We start from the raw sequence: 16,396 nt of genomic DNA on the forward strand, positions 1-16,396 counted from the left end.
CTTCAATCTTCTTTATAAGATTTTCTTCTCCGTCGGTTTGATGATCATCCTCAGCGACTGGTCTTTTGTAAAGTACGCAATCATCCAGTTGTATAATGTCCTGACCCTGTTACGATAGGTAATCAGCGAAATCAGGTGGATAAATAACCAGGCCAGCCATGCAATAACACCCTGAAAATGTACCTTAGGCTTAGGAAGGTCAACCACAGCTTTCATACGTCCAATGATGGCCATGGAGCCTTTGTCTTTATAAATAAATGGTTTTTGTTCCCTGCCGTCAGCCAGTGCTTTTAGATTTTCCGCGAGGTTACGTCCCTGCTGTATAGCCACCTGAGCCACCTGAGGGTGCCCGAATGGGAACGCGGGGTCAGAAAGTAACAGGGAAGTATCCCCTATTGCGTAAACATTTTCTGTTCCGTTCACTTTATTGAAGGCGTCGGCTACCATGCGGTTAGCACGGCCATAACTTTCTTCCGGCAAACCGGCAAACTTTCTGGCGTTGACACCGGCAGCCCATATCAGCGTCTTGGTTTTGATGGTATCCCCGTTGCTAAGTACCACGGCGTCATCCTTGAAATCAGTTACTCTTGTTTTCAGCCTGATTCGCACGCCCAGTTTCCGAAGATCGTCGTAGGTATCTTTCTGGGATTGCAGACTCATGGGAGATAAAAGGGCATCTCCTCCGTCCACCAGGTATATCTCACTTCCTTTACCCACCAGTTCGGGATACTCTTTTCTGAGGATTCCGTTTCTCATTTCTGCAAACATACCCGATAATTCCACACCCGTTGGCCCGCCACCGGCGATCACCACCGTCAGCCGCTTCCTGATATCCTCCTCATCGTCTGAAATACTTGCCTTTTCCATCTGCTGGAGCAATTTATTACGCATTTCAATGGCATCGTCGAGCGTTTTCATGGCAATTGCATTCTTTTTCACATTCTCCATACCAAAAAAGCTCGTTTCTGCCCCGGTGGCAATAACCAGACAATCGTAGGACAGCTCACCATTGGACAGTATAACCTTGTTTTCCAAGGGATTAATCTCCAGTAACTCGCCCAGGCGATAATACACATTCTCTTTTCCCCGGTAAAGTTTTCGGAAAGGATAACTGATGCTGGAAGGTTCCAGAAAGCCCGTTGCCACCTGATAAATGAGCGGAGGGAAAAAATTGTAGTTGTTTTTATCAACCAGGGTAATCTCAAACCGACGGTCTTTTGCGAGTGCCAGGGATAAATTCACCCCGGCAAAACCTCCTCCTATAATGACTACTTTCATTCCAATCAGTTAAAATGTGTGATGTGGTAAGTTTAAATTCCGGAGTATAAGAGCCTGCTCTCTTTACTATTTCAGCTTTTTCAAAGTGGTATTATAATAATTAACCGTTTCAATGACAGAGGGTAAGTTACTGGGCTGAATTTCCGCATCACGTTCAATATAAATATTTCCTTTGAAGCCCTGCCTTTTGAGTTCAGCAAACACCGCAGGAAAGTCTACAATTCCCGTTCCGACGCGTACATCCTTAAGCTTGGGGTTGTTCCACTCCGCAATGTCCTTTAAATGTACACACACAATATGCCCTGCCAGTTTTTTAACACCCTCAACAGGATCCACTCCGCTTTTTGGCCAATGTCCCAGATCTGTGCAGGCTCCGAAATTAGGATGGTCCTTTATGGCCGCCAGCACCGAGTCGGGATGCCAGTAAGCACTTACGCCTTTCCAATGTTCATGGATAGCCACTTTCATCTTGTAAACACCCGCAAGGCTATCAATACTGTCCCACATGCTGACCGGCGGTTCTGCGGTTACAAATTTCGCGCCAAGCTGTTTTGCAATTTCAAATTCCTTCTTCCACGACTCCACCGTTTTTCCCCCGCCAATATACACCGAAGCAATCCTGATACCTTTCTGCTCCGCCATTTTTCTAAGCTTAGCTATGCCAGAGGGCGATAGTTTTGATATGGCACTGTCCTTAAGAGCGGCACCTGCCCTGTGAAAGGTCATCGCCTCCACCACTTTTAATCCGGCGCTATCCACTGTATGCAGCGCTTCCGGGTAGGACATGGTATGGAAGGTATACATGGCAACACCCAATTGCCAGTCTTTTGCGGGTTTGGAAGCTACTGTCTTTTTTGAATGATGCTGGCTTTGGGAGGGGAAACTGAGAAGTAAAAGCACAAGGGGCAAGAATGAAAACTTAATCATGATTACATTAAAGGTTTAGAACAGGTACTATCAATTACATTTCTGCAAGGTATTCAAAGGAAACCTAAATCAATACCAAAATTATCAGTTACCTTCAGAGAAAGCCGGTTTTTTAGTGTTCCCCCCACAGGCGGCAATAAAAAAGACGGCAAAAATTCCCGTCTTTTTTATTGCCCATGCGCATGAAACTTACATATCACTGAGGATTACGCCTGTTTTCTCTTAAGAATAAAAGCACTGACCAGCGCAACCGCCAGGCCAATCGGAACAACCTCGGCAAAAGTAATCAGCACAACAAAAAAGGGATTTTTGTACATTTCTTTAAAATTCATCATCTCAGCAGCTTTGGCCTTCATTTCCGCAGCGGTGGCTCCATCCGCTTTGCTTTGCCGCAGAACGTGTGCGGTGTACTTGTCCATAAAATCCGGAATGAACAGATAATAATCGATCAGCCAGACCAGCACGTACACTGAGGAGGCAATCAGAGTAATGTACAGCCCTATCCGGAAGGCCTTTCCAAAACTGATGATACCCTGCTGATACTTGTCGCGGTAATTTTTCACACCTACGAATATCAACGAAAAAGAGAGGATCATGGCGGCGTAGCCCAGCACCATGTTATCCTCAAAATTGTCGTTGTTATAACATGCCGTTACCGACGCCACCATCATACCTGCGAGAAGGGCGCCGCTGATCAGTCCGCAGACCATGATATTTTTTTTCATATCCTTGATTATTTTGGTTAACAGGTTCCAAATTTCAGGTATGCCCAGCTTCTGAGAATCATACTTTAGGGTGATTTTACATAAAGCAAGTATATTTATGCTCTGCTAGGGGATGATTTGCAACCTCTTTGCTTTCTCAACCGCCTGCATTCTGCTCTTTACTTCCAGTTTCTCAAAAAGGCGGGAAGTGTGGGTTTTCACAGTATTGAGAGATACAAAAAGCCTGCTTGCAATTTCCCGGTTACTCAGCCCTTCAGCCATCCATTCCAGCACTTCCAGCTCGCGTTTGCTGATACCCCGCGCTGCTATTTCTTTCTCGTGGAGCGTGAAGGAATCTGCTGCCCGAACAACCACTTCCTTTTCAACAACTACCGTTTTGGTTGCGGGCTTGGCAAGTTTCAGGGCCAGCCATATACCTAAACCTGTGAATGTAAGAGCAATGGCGCCTGCATAAATCTCCAGTGCATGACTGTAAATAACAAATCTCAGTTCCAGCCATTTCAACAAAAACAGCAGAAGGGCAAGGGAAAGCCCGTAAAGAATAGATTGTTTATATCTGAAAAAAAAGCCTGAATTCATCTATGCGCAGTGTTCGGTTACCGGAGTAAAAGTCAGATAATTCAAAACAGAAGTCCGCGGACCGGTATTTTACACTCTGTTGCTATTAAAAAGAATGATATCTTGCAAACCGATTCATCAGATTTAAATTATGACCAGAAAATTAGTCTTCCTGCTGCTATTCGTTACCACGGCGGCATCTGTTTCTCAAGCGCAGCATCCTATCCCCAAAACGATTGCACCGTTTCAGATTAAACTGACCAATGGGCAACAGTATGCGTCTACACAGCTATCAAAGGGCCCGGTGGTACTTATTTACTTTTCTCCCGATTGTGAGCATTGCCAGAATTTCACTAAAGACCTCGTTAAAAATTATTCCGTTGTCGCTAATAAACAGGTAGTTATGGTAACTTTCCAAGATATGACCATGCTCAAACCTTTTGTAACGCAATATAAACTTGCCCAGTATCCTAACATCAAAGTGGGCACAGAAGGTACCTCTTACGTTGTGCAGCGTTATTATCAGATCCGTTCCTTTCCTTACATAGCCATTTACGACAAGAAGGGAAACCTGGTGAGGACGTTTGAAGGAGAACAGCCACATGCCGATATCTTCAATACTTTGAAGCAGATATAAACTGGCCTGGATTTCTGTTTTAAGGGAACGGTTTTTGCTGTTCTGCAGGTTATGATGTTACCTGCTCCAGAGTCACTTTGACCAGGACCGGAAATTCAGTTGTTATTCAAAACTTCAATTTTATGGACGCGAAAGCTATCAGTCTTAACGAAAAGGAAGTGAAACCAGTAGTTGATCTTCTCAATGATTACCTGGCCAATTATCACATTCATTATCAGAAATTGAGAGGTTGTCATTGGAATATTAAGGGACAGAATTTCTTTACCTTACATGTAAAATTCGAGGAATTATATACCAATGCACAGCTGACGATCGACGAAATCGCAGAGCGTGTGCTCACCTTGGGCAAACCGCCCCACAGCCGCTTTGCCGACTATATCAGTGAATCGGCCATAAAGGAAATAGATACCATCGGCATGAAAGACATGGACATGGTGGATGCCATTCTGGACGACATGGCAAAGCTGATCAGCCAGGAAAGAGAGCTTCTGGAGGCAACTGAAAAAGCAGGTGACGATGGTTCGAACGACATGGTTAACCGTTTCATGCAGTTCAAGGAAAAAAATACCTGGATGTTACGTTCATTTGCCGGCAAAAAGTAAGATTTTCAAAAATCAGGACACAGCCATCCCGCTATCGGTGGGGTGGCTTTTTTATGTTCATAAGCCCTCAGTCCATATCTCTGCCATTTCGGCAACATCACTACTTCCCGGCTGACAATCTGACGCCAAATACCGATAGGTATATTTTTAAAGGAACTGCTGTTCTAAACATAACAGAACATGGATACCTTTTCAACGATGATCATCGGGGCGGTAGAAAAAACCAAAAACGCGGTGGTTAAAATAGACGTTTTTAAAACTATAGATGGTAAACTCCGCGCGGCTGGATCAGGTTCAGGCTTTATTTTCTCTTCGGACGGGTACATTTTTACCAACAGCCACGTGGTAGACGGCGCAGAAAAAATGATGGTGAGCCTGCTCAACGAAAATGAGATTGAAGCTACACTGATTGGCAAGGATCCCGATACCGATATTGCCATCCTCAAAATTTATACTCAGGGCTATTCCGTTGCCAGGCTGGGTGATGCAAGCCAGATACAGATCGGGCAGTTCGTGATTGCGATCGGGAACCCTTATGGCTACCAGCATACCGTTACAACTGGTGTGGTGAGTGCCCTTGGAAGAACACTCCAGACGCAGTCGGGACGGATGGTGGATAATGTCATCCAGTCGGATGCCGCCTTGAATCCAGGCAATTCCGGAGGGCCGATGATCAATACGGACGGGGAAGTCATAGGCGTGAATACCGCTGTCATCCAAGGTGCTCAGGGACTCAGCTTTGCAGTAGATATCAATACTGCAAAGGAAATTGCCCGTCAGCTTATCAAAGACGGCAAGGTTTTCAAAGCTTACCTCGGTTTGCAGCTTCAGGATGTAGCCCTGAATGAAAAGATACGCCAGCACTATAAGCTGAGCAACCGGAAAGGGATATTCATCACCAAAATTGAGCCCGGTTCACCGGCCTCCCGCTCTCAACTGCTGGAAGGAGATATCATCATATCGTTCAATGACAAACCCATCAGCAGTTCCAACGAATTATTCAAAGAACTGACTCACAAGGAGGTACTCGACATAAAGAATATATCGGTAATCCGCCATACCGAGCTCCTCAATTTCATTGTTGTTCCGGTGGAGAGGAAGTAGGGCTGAGGCGGTTTGCGATATTGAGTTTTCAGTTTGAAGTATGCAGTTTGAAGTAAACAGTCTACAGTGCGGAGTTGGCAGCTGGCAGTTTGAAGTTCAAGGAGAATGGAAATGCCTGGAAGGTATTATCCACATCAGCCAAAAATCCTTATCCTCCCCGCTTACTGTAAGCTTGAAATCACTGCCTACAGTGAACTGCCAACTTTTAACTCAAACTCAAAAACCTCCGAAGAATCTGATCATCTTCAGTGATACGTTTGGAAATTTTGGCAGCAGCAACGTACACCGACATGGGATATTTTCCTTCAAACGCTTGATCCATTTCAACCATCGGTACCTTCAGGCGAGCATGTTTGATACTCTCCAGGTCTGTAATGGATACGTAACTAAGCTCGGGAGTTCCGGTACCAAGATCGCACAACCCAAAGGCTATCTGGTTGGCCGGGTCCAGTTCGGACAACAGCCAGATGGCCTTGCCGTATCTGGAATGAAGCTTTACAACTGGTTCATGATCCTTACCCAGCCCATTCTGAACTTCCTGGGCGTTGTGGATCATGATTTCTTTAAGATTGTCGGGGATCATAGCTGCCATTCTGCAAAGGTAGGGATTCCGGGCATAACCGTTAACTCAAATACGTAGTTTTACGGTTGTAGCAGTTTTTTCGTGGTTTTAATTTTGTTCAAAAAAACTATGAAAAAACTACTCAAATCAACCGTACCCCTCGTTGCCATGCTAGGACTTTTCTTTTTGACAAACTGTAAAAAAGACAGTGTTCTAAATCCCCAGAACTGTTCCAACAGTGCAGAAAAAGCAAGTACAGCTGCAACAAATTATGGCACCAACCCTACCAAAGCCAACTGTGAAGCCTATAAAAATGCGGTGAAAGACTTGTTTAAAAGCTGTCCTACTTATTATACAGGCGCTACCAAAGATGCCCTGGACGAATTTCTGGCCGAGCCTTGTCCGAATTAAACCTTCGACAGGCTACACAATATTATTTTCACCCCGCAAAAGGGCCTTTTCCGCGGAGAAGGTCCTTTTTACAAGTTGCGACGGGAGCAGGCCCGAAAATCATATCCCCAATAATCATTTCCCGGCAAGCACGATCATGAAGTCGCGCGATACCTTCATCCCCTGATTGCCCGTAATGTTTTCGTTTTGCTGTATGATACTTTCAATCTCAAAACCTGCCTTCTCCAACAGACCAACGGCCATTTCCTGGCTGTACAACTGAAATCCGTACTTAGTGAACGGCAAGTCCTTCATAAAATCCTGATCAGCAAAAGTGAGCCCGAACAATCCGCCGGATTTCAGAATCCTGTAAATTTCTTTTGCATATATCAGAGGTTCCGCCCAAAAATACAGCGTATTCACAGTAAAAACTTTGTCAAAACTATGATCAGGAAAAGGAAGGGTGACGCCGTCTGTCAGACGGAAAGATGCCTCACCGGCCAGTATATGATCCTGATTAAGCCATTGCGCCTCCTGAACCATGGTGGCGGAAATATCTGCACCGGTATAGATGAGCCCGTCTGCCTGAGACAACAGAAATTTCAGATGGGCAGCATTCCCCGGCCCTATCTCAAGGACCGTATCCCCGTCATCCATATTCAGGCACATAATGGTGCTCTGAATCATGTTGGCATTATTTACCTGCATCAAAGCACCGGTTTTCACACCGGCATCTCCCTCGGGGTTGCTCAGCTGCCGTGCAACTTCTTTTAAGTCGCTTTCAGTCCATTCTTTTTGCATCATTCTATATTCATGTTTTCCGGCAAGGGGTGTTACAACCGAAAGTATATTAATCATTAAAGTCCGTATTTACCTTCTGCCCAATAAGGCTGGGTCAGTATCTGACTACGGGAAACACCGCTGGTAACCAATGCATTCCGAAACGCCTGTATCGATTTGGCTCGTCCTGTCAGGTAAAAGGTAGCCTTTCGCCAGGCATCCCAGCATTCGGACTTATACTGCTTTATTTCCGTCAGAATAGCAATTGCCTCCCGTGCCGGATGCTCATCCGACTTACTGACAACTTCTGCCGACAAACCGGCGAGGCTAGCCCAGCTACGGTTATTCTTTTCAAGTTCTGCCACACAAAAATACTCCTGGTCGTTTTCCTGTACCACCTCCTTTAAGCATTGAAAAAGCCCCAGCGAGGTTTCATCGCCAAACAAAAAATGGTGTTTGCTCCTTTCGTTGTATCTCAGCCTTCCCCCCGGCCCCATAATTTTCACCTGTGTTCCCGTTTCCAGCAGATCTGCCCACTTACTGCCGGGCCCTTTATCATGAAGGTAAAATATGACATCGCAGATACCATTTTCGCTATCGTAATAGGAAGGCGTATAGTGCCGGTACTCGGTATCGCTTACGCGGAATTCAATGACATTTCCAGGCACAAATCTGGTTGATTTTAAATCGCCTTCAAAACGGATTCTTTTTAAATCCCTGTCCAAATATGCTGTTTCCGTAACAATGACCTGACGAAACTGGCCGGCAAATACTTTTTCCACGGTATTGCCCAGCCATTTAGGAACTCTTGGCATGTGAATTAGCTTTTATGTGTAATGTTTCTAAATAAGTATGTATTATGAGGCGAAGATAGGTTCCGCTAAATGATACGGAGTACCCGAAAAGGATTATCTTTAACGCCAAACGGATTACCATGAAAATGCGCCTCACCGATTCTGATTTAAAGGAGTTGATCTACGAAAGAGTACTACCCGATGATTTTAGCTGTGGCTCGGGAATTGAAGAAAAAAATACTGTGATAAATCACCGGTTCGGGGAGGCATTTCTGGACGAGATCTGGTTTGAAGGTATACATATTATGCATGGCAGGGTTAAACTGGAACAGGGGCTTTTGCTGAAAGCAGAAAGTGACCAACCGGTCATTGAAATGCACTTTAATCTTGCGGGTGATGCGAAGGCCACAGTTTTCGGCGGCAGGAACAAGTTTAACTTCAAATCACGGCAGCATAATCTCTACTATCTGCCTGAGTTTGATGGTTATTTTGAAGCTCCTGAACAAACGGAGCACAATGATGCTTTTGAAGTGCACTTCAGCGAAAGGTACTTTCAGCGTTTAGCCAGCTCAGGCAGTGACGTTCTCAGCTGGTTTGCTGACACCATACAACAGAAAAAAATGTCGTTTATCAGCAAAACGAATATGAATATCACCGGGCCAATGATGGAAATCCTTCAGCAGGTGCTGCTTTGCAACAAACAGGGGGTAATGAAAAGGCTCTTTCTCGAAGCAAGGGTACTGGAATTACTCATGCTGCAGATGGAACAGTTTGAGTCCGCAAAGGAGACTACATCGGTAGGAATTAAACCTTATGATATTGAAAAGCTGCATCATGCCAAATTTCTGGTGGAGCAGAATGTCAGCAATCCCCATTCTCTAGCCGAGCTTTCCCGTCTATCAGGACTCAACGATTTTAAGTTAAAAAAGGGTTTTAAACAACTTTTTGGACATACTGTTTTCGGATATCTGCACGAGATCAGGATGCAGAAAGCAAAAAAAATGCTGCTCGACTGCAATACTCCTATCGTGGAAGTTTCGGCATACTGCGGTTATGAATACGTGCAGCATTTCACCACCGCTTTTCGCAAACGGTTCGGTATCACTCCCGGCGGGTTCCGCACGTGATGATCGGTGGGAGGAGGGTGATAATCAGTGGGCAGTAAGCGGTAGGCAGTGGGTGGTAGGTAAAATGGTTACCTGATACTTAGCTTTTCAAGCATCTTTGCGGAAAGGCTGTCTGCTGAAATACCGTAGCCCGTTACCAGAATACCTTTGTGCCCTGCATTAGACTCAATAGCATATACGGCGGCTTCATCCGACGGATCACTGTTTCCTTCGTACCGATATACGTCCACGATTGTAAAATCGTTACAGTGAACCTCGCTACTGGCATTTCTCAGAAAATCACCATCCAGTTTAAAATCATCTACATAACCCTGCTGACGTAATGCATTAATAGCATTCGAAACGGTATCATAATGAGACTGATGTTCCATAGAATTTATTTTAAATGTAAGTTATTACTAAATCATTCCACTACCCGCACACCAATATAGGACGAGTTTTGCCCGGAATGGTATACTTTGTGCGTGGCTTTTTGAAAGTCTGTTTCGGCAGCGTTATAGATATTCACAAATTTCTGAGGATTTCTGTCTACCAAAGGAAACCAGCTACTTTGTATCTGTACCATTATTTTATGACCCTTTTTGAACCTGTGAGCCGCGTCCTGCATGTCAAACTTAACGTGTTCGATATTACCAGGCACCATTGGCTCTGGTTTTGAAAAGTTATTCCTGAACTTCGCCCGCATTACCTCTCCCCTAACCAGCAGCTGAAAACCGCCCATTTTCATATTAGGATTAACAGGGCTGTCGTTTGGTGCGTTATCCGGATACACATCAATAAGTTTGACAACAAAATCGGCATCGGTACCGGTGGTGGATACAAAAAGATCAGCAAATACATTTCCGGAAATTGTAATATCCTCGGTCAGCGGGTCAGACTCATATACGAGAACATCGGGCCTGCTGGCGGCAAATCGCTGATCTTCATACATATAATCACTCCCTCTGAGAATCCTGATCTCCGAAGTATAAGGCACGGGTTTGGCCGGGTCACTCACGTATGCATCAAACGAAGGCATACCTCCTTCCTGCATAACGGACATCGGCGCAGTGAACGACAACCTTCCGCCCGGGTGCAGGTAAAGCTTTTTTTCAACCGAAGTTTTGGGCGGCCACTGATCGTACTTTCTCCATTCGTTGGCACCCGTTTCAAAAATATATGCCTTGGGCAAACCTGGATTGGGGAGATTTTTAAGATAAAAGCCAAATAAAGGAAATTCAATTTCTTTCTGATAGAAAAGGCTGGTTTTCGCACCAAACCGGATATTTCCCAATGACTCCCCCAGCCCTCTTGACCAGCTGCCATGAATCCATGGCCCCATTACCAGCATGTTGGCCGCCTCCGGCCGATTGGCTTCAATGCCCTCATAGGTCTTCAGCGGCCCGTACAAATCTTCCTGATCAAACCATCCTCCTACTACCAGCGTAGCAGGTTTTATGTTTTTCAAGTGAGGTACTGGCGTGCGTTCCTTCCAGAAGTCGTCATAAGTTTCGTGCTCCATTAACTGGTTCCAAATCCTGTTTTCACCTTTGAAAAACTTTTCATTGGCGTTTTTCAAAGGTCCGAGTTTCATATAAAATGCGTATGAATCAGGTGTTCCGTAATCGGTAAATCCCCTGTATCCGACGGTGGTTGGAGCTGGTCTGGGGCCACCATAGGAGGAAATAAAAGAAAAAGAACCCATCAGAAAAAACGCACCATTGTGATGCCGGTCGTCCCCCATGAACCAGTCGGTCACCGGCGCCTGGGGAGATACTACTTTCAGCGCAGGATGTGCTTCCACTGCCGCCATGGTGGCATAAAACCCGGGAGCGGAAATTCCCCAGGAACCCACCTTGCCGTTGTTTCCGGCAAGGTTTTTCAAAAGCCATTCTATTGTATCATAGGTATCCGAGCTCTCGTCCGTATCTGCTTTACCCTTTTTCTTAGGAATAAAGGGACGGTTAGCCTCAAAGTCACCTTCCGACAGATACTTGCCCCTTACATCCTGATATACAATAATATAACCATCCCGGGCAAAAAGCATTGACGGTCCGATCAGCAATTTATACTTATCTTCTCCATAAGGAGCGCAGCTGTACGGCGTACGGTTAAGCAGGATCGGGTATGTTTTGGATTTCGAAATATCTTTGGGCAAATAGATCGATGTAAACAATTTAACACCGTCCCGCATGGGGACCATTTTCTCTATTTTGGTATAATGTTCACGAATAAAAAGAGAATCCTGGTTAACAGCAGGCGCCTGGGCTTGTACGGGCAAACTCTGTATGATTCCTGAAATAAGGACAAAAAAAAGGATAAGTATCCGTTTAAACTTCATCAGGTGATGGGTTAAAAGAGTAAAAACAGGAACACAAAAACTCCCGGTACTGGCAGGGAGCGGCTCAGTATAACAACGGATACAATTTAACAACAAATTTCGTAAAACCCGATCCGCAGAAATCTCAACGCCAAAAGTATATGAGTATAATTCTGGAATACAAATGATTAAACAAAAATTCAGGTGAGCGAAAAACGGCTCTTTATTTCCTAACACCGTTAAATATCACAAGAAAAGATAAAACTTTACGGACTTGTTCTGTGGTATACCGCCGTCGGATACCTTTCAGGGGAATCAGAGTTTCCTAAGATGTGTCTGCACCTGAATGCTCAAACATTTTACTTTTCAAAAATTGAACAGAAATACAGTAATTCTTTAAATACGGGGGACTTTATCTGATAAAACAAGAACAATCCCTGTTATGACAAAAATTACAAGAAGTGAGTTTTTATATAGTTTAGGTGCCCTGGCCGGAGCTACCGCTTTAACGTCAGAGGCATTTGCGGAAAGTTTGGCGCCAGCCAAAACCGGGATGAAGCTGGGATTATGTACCTACCAGTGGGGAAAAGACTGGGACGTTCCTACGCTGATCACCAATTGCAAAACAGCGGGAATCTACGGAGTGGAGCTACGGGTGGAACATGCGCATAAAGTGATGCCCGACCTGAGCCCAAGCCAGCGGATTGAAGTCCGTAAGCAATTTGCCGATAGTCCCATAAAAATAGTGGGCCTGGGTACCAACGAGCAATATGATTATGTGGACCAGGAAAGTCTGAAAAAGTCCATCAACCGCACCAAAGAATTTATAAAACTGAGTGCGGATGTGGGTGGTTCAGGGGTGAAAGTAAAACCCAATGCCTTGCACAAAGAGGTACCTACTGAGAAAACCCTGGAACAGATCGGAAAAGCTTTGAGCGAACTGGGGGCCTATGCCAGAGAGTTTGGCCAGCAGATACGGCTGGAGGTTCATGGCAAAGAAACCCAGGAACTACCAAATATTAAAAAGATCATGGATGCAGCTGATAACAAAAATGCAACCGTGTGCTGGAACTGCAACCCCGAAGATCTTAATGGACAGGGCCTGGAATACAATTTCAATCTGGTGAAAGACCGTTTTGGTGATACGGTCCACGTTCGGGAACTGGATGATACTTCTTATCCCTACCAGCAGTTGATCGATCTCTTCAAGAAAGAAAAATATAAGGGCTGGATACTGCTGGAATGCCGTACCAACCCGGCGGACAGAGTGAAAGCATTAATAGCACAGCGCGAGATTTTCGAAAAAATGCTGAAAGGAAAGTAACAGGGAGTTCTGCGGGATTCAATTTTTTTTCATAAACAACACAGCCGTACCCAACCTTTGAGTGCGGCTGTGTTGTTTATGTCGTTGAGAATAATCCGGCCGGTTATTTGATTTTCTTCAAATCATTTACCAAAAATCTGTTATGAAACCGAAACTCAGTAACCTTTTATTACTGTTGCTGGCCGCCATTACGGTGTCTTGTACCCAAAACGAACTGCCTACCGCCGGCCCGGTGCTGGATGCATCCAAAACGGTATCCATCAAACGGGGTGAACCCGTAACATTCACCTTCAAATCGGACTCCTCCGGAAGAAAAATCGACTGGCAGGTAACCCCTTCCGGGCACACAGACTTGAAGGCCAGTGCCAACAAGGCTTTGATCACTTTCCAAAAATCAGGCATCTACAAGATAACCGCCACAAACAGGGTCGTAACCGAAGAAGCATTGGTGCGGGTTGACAGTACTGTTTACGTGCCTTCCGATACCACAAAGGCTGATACTGCACAACTGGTTGTACCAGACAAAGATACCATTGTCGCCCTTCCTCCCAGAGATACCTTAAAAACCGACACGGTAAAAGTCAAACCAGATAAACCGATCCATCCGGATAGTGTTCAGCACATTACGGAGCTGGTGGGAGACGAGTTATTATTGACCCCTTATCTCATCGACTCCCTGCCCGCACCTTCGCTGGGGATCAGAGCTGTGACTTTAAAAAGTTATAAATGTTCTTTTTCCTATCTGTTAGCCTACGCCTCGAAATCAGGTGATGATTTAAAGCTCGATTACCCCGGTGTGTATGAATATTTCCAGTGCACGCCGGGAAATTACAATCCAAAAAGTTATTCCATTTTTAACAGGATCAAAAACGGAACAAGTACACTGGAAATCAGTATGAACGGCATGATCTATAAAGGAACCATAACGAGTAATGGTACTTCTTTCGCCATCAACTGGCCCCATACCAGCGGAATTAAGTTCACAACGTTAACGGTATCCAAATAAACCAGGCGAAACTTCATTGGCGGGTTGCATTTTTTTCCGATAGCACCCCGCCCTGCCTGTACAAATTTCGAGCCTATTCCTAATGGATTTAAAGCGGCTCGCAACCATAGCAGTTTAATAACGCGCGCTTGCGGCCGCTCGTCCATTGTACAACCCAATAAGAAAAAAAAGTATATAGAAAAGCGCATATGCAGCGGGGCAATGCCAATGGATCTTGGTCGAGCAGCATGAAACTGAACCAATTAGAAGGTCCTGGAACGATAAGTAGGACAATAACGGCAAAGAAATACAAACCGATAGAAAAGGCTTATATCAGTTCGGAAAGAAGTAAAAATTGAATAATTGTAGGAGTATCCCAAATAGTTGGTTCGAAATTATAACGGTCGCTAAAATTACATTTCATAGTCCTGGATACCTATATTTGTCAACCGAATAAAAAAAAGCAAGCTCACTATGCTTGTAGTTTTGAATGATGACGTATGCATTTTCTCAAACCCTGCCTGTTACTTCTACTTCTCTTTCCGAAGCCTGTATTTGCGCAATATGAGCATTTGCTTCATAAGACGTATGCGCAAAAGGTAACCGGCATCCATGCCATGTACAGGGATCTTTCCAATATCGGAGATTCGGTGCAGCAGGTAAAAAAGACAGAAGAGATCAAACGTTTTGCACGTAGGAACAAGGACAGGGCGCTGGAACTGAATGTAGATTTTTTTCTGATTTTTTTTAGCACTTTTCAGCAGCATCAACCCAGGGACGTGTCGCTCAGAAAGCTGAAAAGGCAACTGGAATCAGCAATGGAGGAAGATATTGACTTTTTGAAAGCGCGATCGCTCAGAGCATTGGCGGAGTTTTACTGGAATCTTGAAGGAAATTACGAGCTGGCCTTTGAACAATATTTGCTTCTGGATAAAGAACTGGTGGCTATCAAACCGGAAGAATACCCGGAGATGGCCCGGGACCTGATGCAGATCGGCAAAGCCTACTATTTTTTTCAGGACTACAAGCTTGCCGGAGAATACTTCAAAAGAGCGGTCGTTTTGCCGGAAACGCCGTTTACGACCATGGTGATCAATGACGCACGAAACACCCTGGGCTTGTGCTACCAGCAGCTCAATAGCCTTGATAGTTCAGACTACTACTTTAAAGAAGTACTCAAAACGACCTTCCCGGAGGCCGCGGTTTGGAAAAGGATTGCCACGGGGAACCTGGGTACGAATATGTACCTGCGTCAGGATTACGATCGGGCGATTCCTCTGTTAGAAAAGGATTTTTACGGATCGGTTGCCGTGAACGATTATGGCTGTGCTGCGGGTGCTTCTATTTTGCTGGCCGATATTTTTCGAGATAAGGGAGAACTGAAACAGTCGGCAGCCTTCATCAGGTATGCAAAGGAGAATATTGCGAAAGCTGAACAACCGGAGCGGCTTCGTCTTTTGTACCCGGTTATGAGCAAATGGTATGTGGCGACTGGCGATACGGAGCGGTCGAGACAGTACATGGACTCGTCGATGACGGCGCTGAACCGGTTCAATGCAAGGTTCAGCGCGCTTAAAGTACTGAGAGCGCAGCAGCGCGTGGACCGGCAAAACCAGGAACTGCAAGTAGCCGGCTACACGCTTGAACGGCAGCAGAAAATAGCCGAACGAAATCTGCTCGTACTGCTGGTGCTGATTCTCTGCATTGTAATTGTCCTGACCTATTTTATCCAGAAAAAAAGACAGCTGACCAATGACCTCAAACTCCAGGCCGCGACGCAGGAGTTGAAAATTGCGGCGCTTGACCTGGATCGCTTCACCGAGAGTATTCGGGAAAAGAACAACCTGATAGAACAACTGGAAAGCCGTAATCCGGAAGCCGAAAAAACTGGAATTTTCAGAGAACTTCGAGAGAGCACCATTCTTACCGAGGACGACTGGATCGCATTTCAACGGTTGTTCGATCAGGCCTATCCCGGTTTTATCCAGCGCGCCCGGCAGACCTATCCCGACCTCACGACCAGCGAGCTCCGTTACTTCGCTCTTTCCAGGATCGCGATTTCGGCAAAGGAAATCGCTGCGATGCTGGGAGTTTCCCCCAATACGATCCAGGTAATGCGTCACCGTATCCGAAAGAAGCTGGGCTTTGCCGACAATCAGGTCATGGAAGTGGAAATTAACCGGATCTGAGCGCATTCCGATCGGCGCCAAATGAATTGTAAGGTTTTTGTAAGGTGTGATTCCGTTGTTTCAGACAGGTTCTTATGGACTTTTGTCTGCTCAACAAAACTTGCGAACCACAGTC

The 16,396-nt window shown here is 45.3% G+C and carries 17 protein-coding genes; 8 read left to right on the forward strand and 9 right to left on the reverse strand.

All coding sequences use genetic code 11. The features are described from left to right. Positions 1-12 precede the first annotated feature (12 nt). The 4 genes from KOE27_RS26960 to KOE27_RS26975 all read right to left on the reverse strand — a co-directional run bounded on the left by KOE27_RS26960 (position 13) and on the right by KOE27_RS26975 (position 3,509). Positions 13-1,278 (reverse strand): NAD(P)/FAD-dependent oxidoreductase, encoded by a 1,266-nt coding sequence (locus KOE27_RS26960; RefSeq protein WP_215241967.1) that lies wholly within the window; start codon positions 1,276-1,278, stop codon positions 13-15. A 66-nt stretch (positions 1,279-1,344) separates the two neighbouring features. Next, positions 1,345-2,205 (reverse strand): sugar phosphate isomerase/epimerase family protein, encoded by an 861-nt coding sequence (locus KOE27_RS26965; protein ID WP_215241968.1) that lies wholly within the window; start codon positions 2,203-2,205, stop codon positions 1,345-1,347. Positions 2,206-2,411: 206 nt separating this feature from the next. Continuing rightward, the gene (locus KOE27_RS26970; protein ID WP_215241969.1) at positions 2,412-2,930 is read right to left on the reverse strand and encodes a DUF4199 domain-containing protein; all 519 of its coding nucleotides are present in this window, start codon (positions 2,928-2,930) and stop codon (positions 2,412-2,414) included. Positions 2,931-3,035: 105 nt separating this feature from the next. Next, positions 3,036-3,509, reverse strand: coding sequence for a response regulator transcription factor (locus KOE27_RS26975; RefSeq protein WP_215241970.1), 474 nt, complete (start codon positions 3,507-3,509; stop codon positions 3,036-3,038). Positions 3,510-3,639: 130 nt separating this feature from the next. Here KOE27_RS26975 and KOE27_RS26980 point away from each other — a divergent pair, with 130 nt between their 5' ends. From KOE27_RS26980 to KOE27_RS26990, 3 genes are all read left to right on the forward strand, one after another. Next, positions 3,640-4,125 (forward strand): TlpA family protein disulfide reductase, encoded by a 486-nt coding sequence (locus tag KOE27_RS26980; RefSeq protein WP_215241971.1) that lies wholly within the window; start codon positions 3,640-3,642, stop codon positions 4,123-4,125. 122 nt (positions 4,126-4,247) lie between these two features. Then, entirely contained in the window at positions 4,248-4,727 is a 480-nt protein-coding gene (locus KOE27_RS26985) for a Dps family protein (protein WP_215241972.1), read from the forward strand. Positions 4,728-4,907: 180 nt separating this feature from the next. Beyond that, on the forward strand, positions 4,908-5,831 hold the full coding sequence (locus KOE27_RS26990) for a S1C family serine protease (RefSeq protein WP_215241973.1): 924 nt from the start codon (positions 4,908-4,910) through the stop codon (positions 5,829-5,831). Between the two features lie 205 nt (positions 5,832-6,036). On the opposite strand, the gene KOE27_RS26995 is transcribed toward KOE27_RS26990, so the two are convergent. Next, positions 6,037-6,423 (reverse strand): DUF2958 domain-containing protein, encoded by a 387-nt coding sequence (locus KOE27_RS26995; RefSeq protein ID WP_215241974.1) that lies wholly within the window; start codon positions 6,421-6,423, stop codon positions 6,037-6,039. A gap of 99 nt (positions 6,424-6,522) precedes the next feature. Between KOE27_RS26995 and KOE27_RS27000 the strand changes: the two genes are divergently transcribed. Beyond that, the gene (locus KOE27_RS27000; RefSeq protein ID WP_215241975.1) at positions 6,523-6,804 is read left to right on the forward strand and encodes a hypothetical protein; all 282 of its coding nucleotides are present in this window, start codon (positions 6,523-6,525) and stop codon (positions 6,802-6,804) included. A 114-nt stretch (positions 6,805-6,918) separates the two neighbouring features. Here the strand turns inward: KOE27_RS27000 and KOE27_RS27005 are convergent, their stop codons facing one another. Together KOE27_RS27005 and KOE27_RS27010 are read right to left on the reverse strand one after the other, a co-directional pair. Then, positions 6,919-7,641: a class I SAM-dependent methyltransferase gene (locus KOE27_RS27005; protein WP_215241976.1), complete on the reverse strand. Its 723-nt coding sequence runs from the start codon at positions 7,639-7,641 to the stop codon at positions 6,919-6,921. Continuing rightward, positions 7,641-8,378 (reverse strand): siderophore-interacting protein, encoded by a 738-nt coding sequence (locus KOE27_RS27010; RefSeq protein WP_215241977.1) that lies wholly within the window; start codon positions 8,376-8,378, stop codon positions 7,641-7,643. Before KOE27_RS27010 ends, KOE27_RS27005 begins: the two co-directional genes overlap by 1 nt. A 119-nt stretch (positions 8,379-8,497) precedes the next feature. On the opposite strand from KOE27_RS27010, the gene KOE27_RS27015 reads away from it, so the two are divergent. Beyond that, positions 8,498-9,484 (forward strand): helix-turn-helix transcriptional regulator, encoded by a 987-nt coding sequence (locus KOE27_RS27015; protein WP_215241978.1) that lies wholly within the window; start codon positions 8,498-8,500, stop codon positions 9,482-9,484. Positions 9,485-9,552: 68 nt separating this feature from the next. Here the strand turns inward: KOE27_RS27015 and KOE27_RS27020 are convergent, their stop codons facing one another. After that, positions 9,553-9,855 (reverse strand): hypothetical protein, encoded by a 303-nt coding sequence (locus KOE27_RS27020; RefSeq protein ID WP_215241979.1) that lies wholly within the window; start codon positions 9,853-9,855, stop codon positions 9,553-9,555. Between the two features lie 32 nt (positions 9,856-9,887). Continuing rightward, a complete protein-coding gene (locus tag KOE27_RS27025) occupies positions 9,888-11,804 on the reverse strand; it encodes a CocE/NonD family hydrolase (RefSeq protein ID WP_215241980.1) in 1,917 nt (638 codons plus the stop codon). Positions 11,805-12,225: 421 nt separating this feature from the next. Between KOE27_RS27025 and KOE27_RS27030 the strand changes: the two genes are divergently transcribed. The 3 genes from KOE27_RS27030 to KOE27_RS27040 all read left to right on the forward strand — a co-directional run bounded on the left by KOE27_RS27030 (position 12,226) and on the right by KOE27_RS27040 (position 16,281). Then, positions 12,226-13,107 carry a sugar phosphate isomerase/epimerase family protein gene (locus KOE27_RS27030; RefSeq protein ID WP_215241981.1) on the forward strand — a complete coding sequence of 294 codons (882 nt, stop codon included), beginning with the start codon at positions 12,226-12,228 and terminating at the stop codon, positions 13,105-13,107. 142 nt (positions 13,108-13,249) lie between these two features. After that, positions 13,250-14,113, forward strand: coding sequence for a hypothetical protein (locus tag KOE27_RS27035; RefSeq protein ID WP_215241982.1), 864 nt, complete (start codon positions 13,250-13,252; stop codon positions 14,111-14,113). 479 nt (positions 14,114-14,592) lie between these two features. Then, the gene (locus KOE27_RS27040) at positions 14,593-16,281 is read left to right on the forward strand and encodes a tetratricopeptide repeat protein (RefSeq protein WP_215241983.1); all 1,689 of its coding nucleotides are present in this window, start codon (positions 14,593-14,595) and stop codon (positions 16,279-16,281) included. The last annotated feature ends 115 nt before the right edge of the window (positions 16,282-16,396 follow it).

It is taken from the genome of Dyadobacter sp. CECT 9275, from assembly GCF_907164905.1.
Lineage (GTDB): Bacteria > Bacteroidota > Bacteroidia > Cytophagales > Spirosomataceae > Dyadobacter > Dyadobacter helix.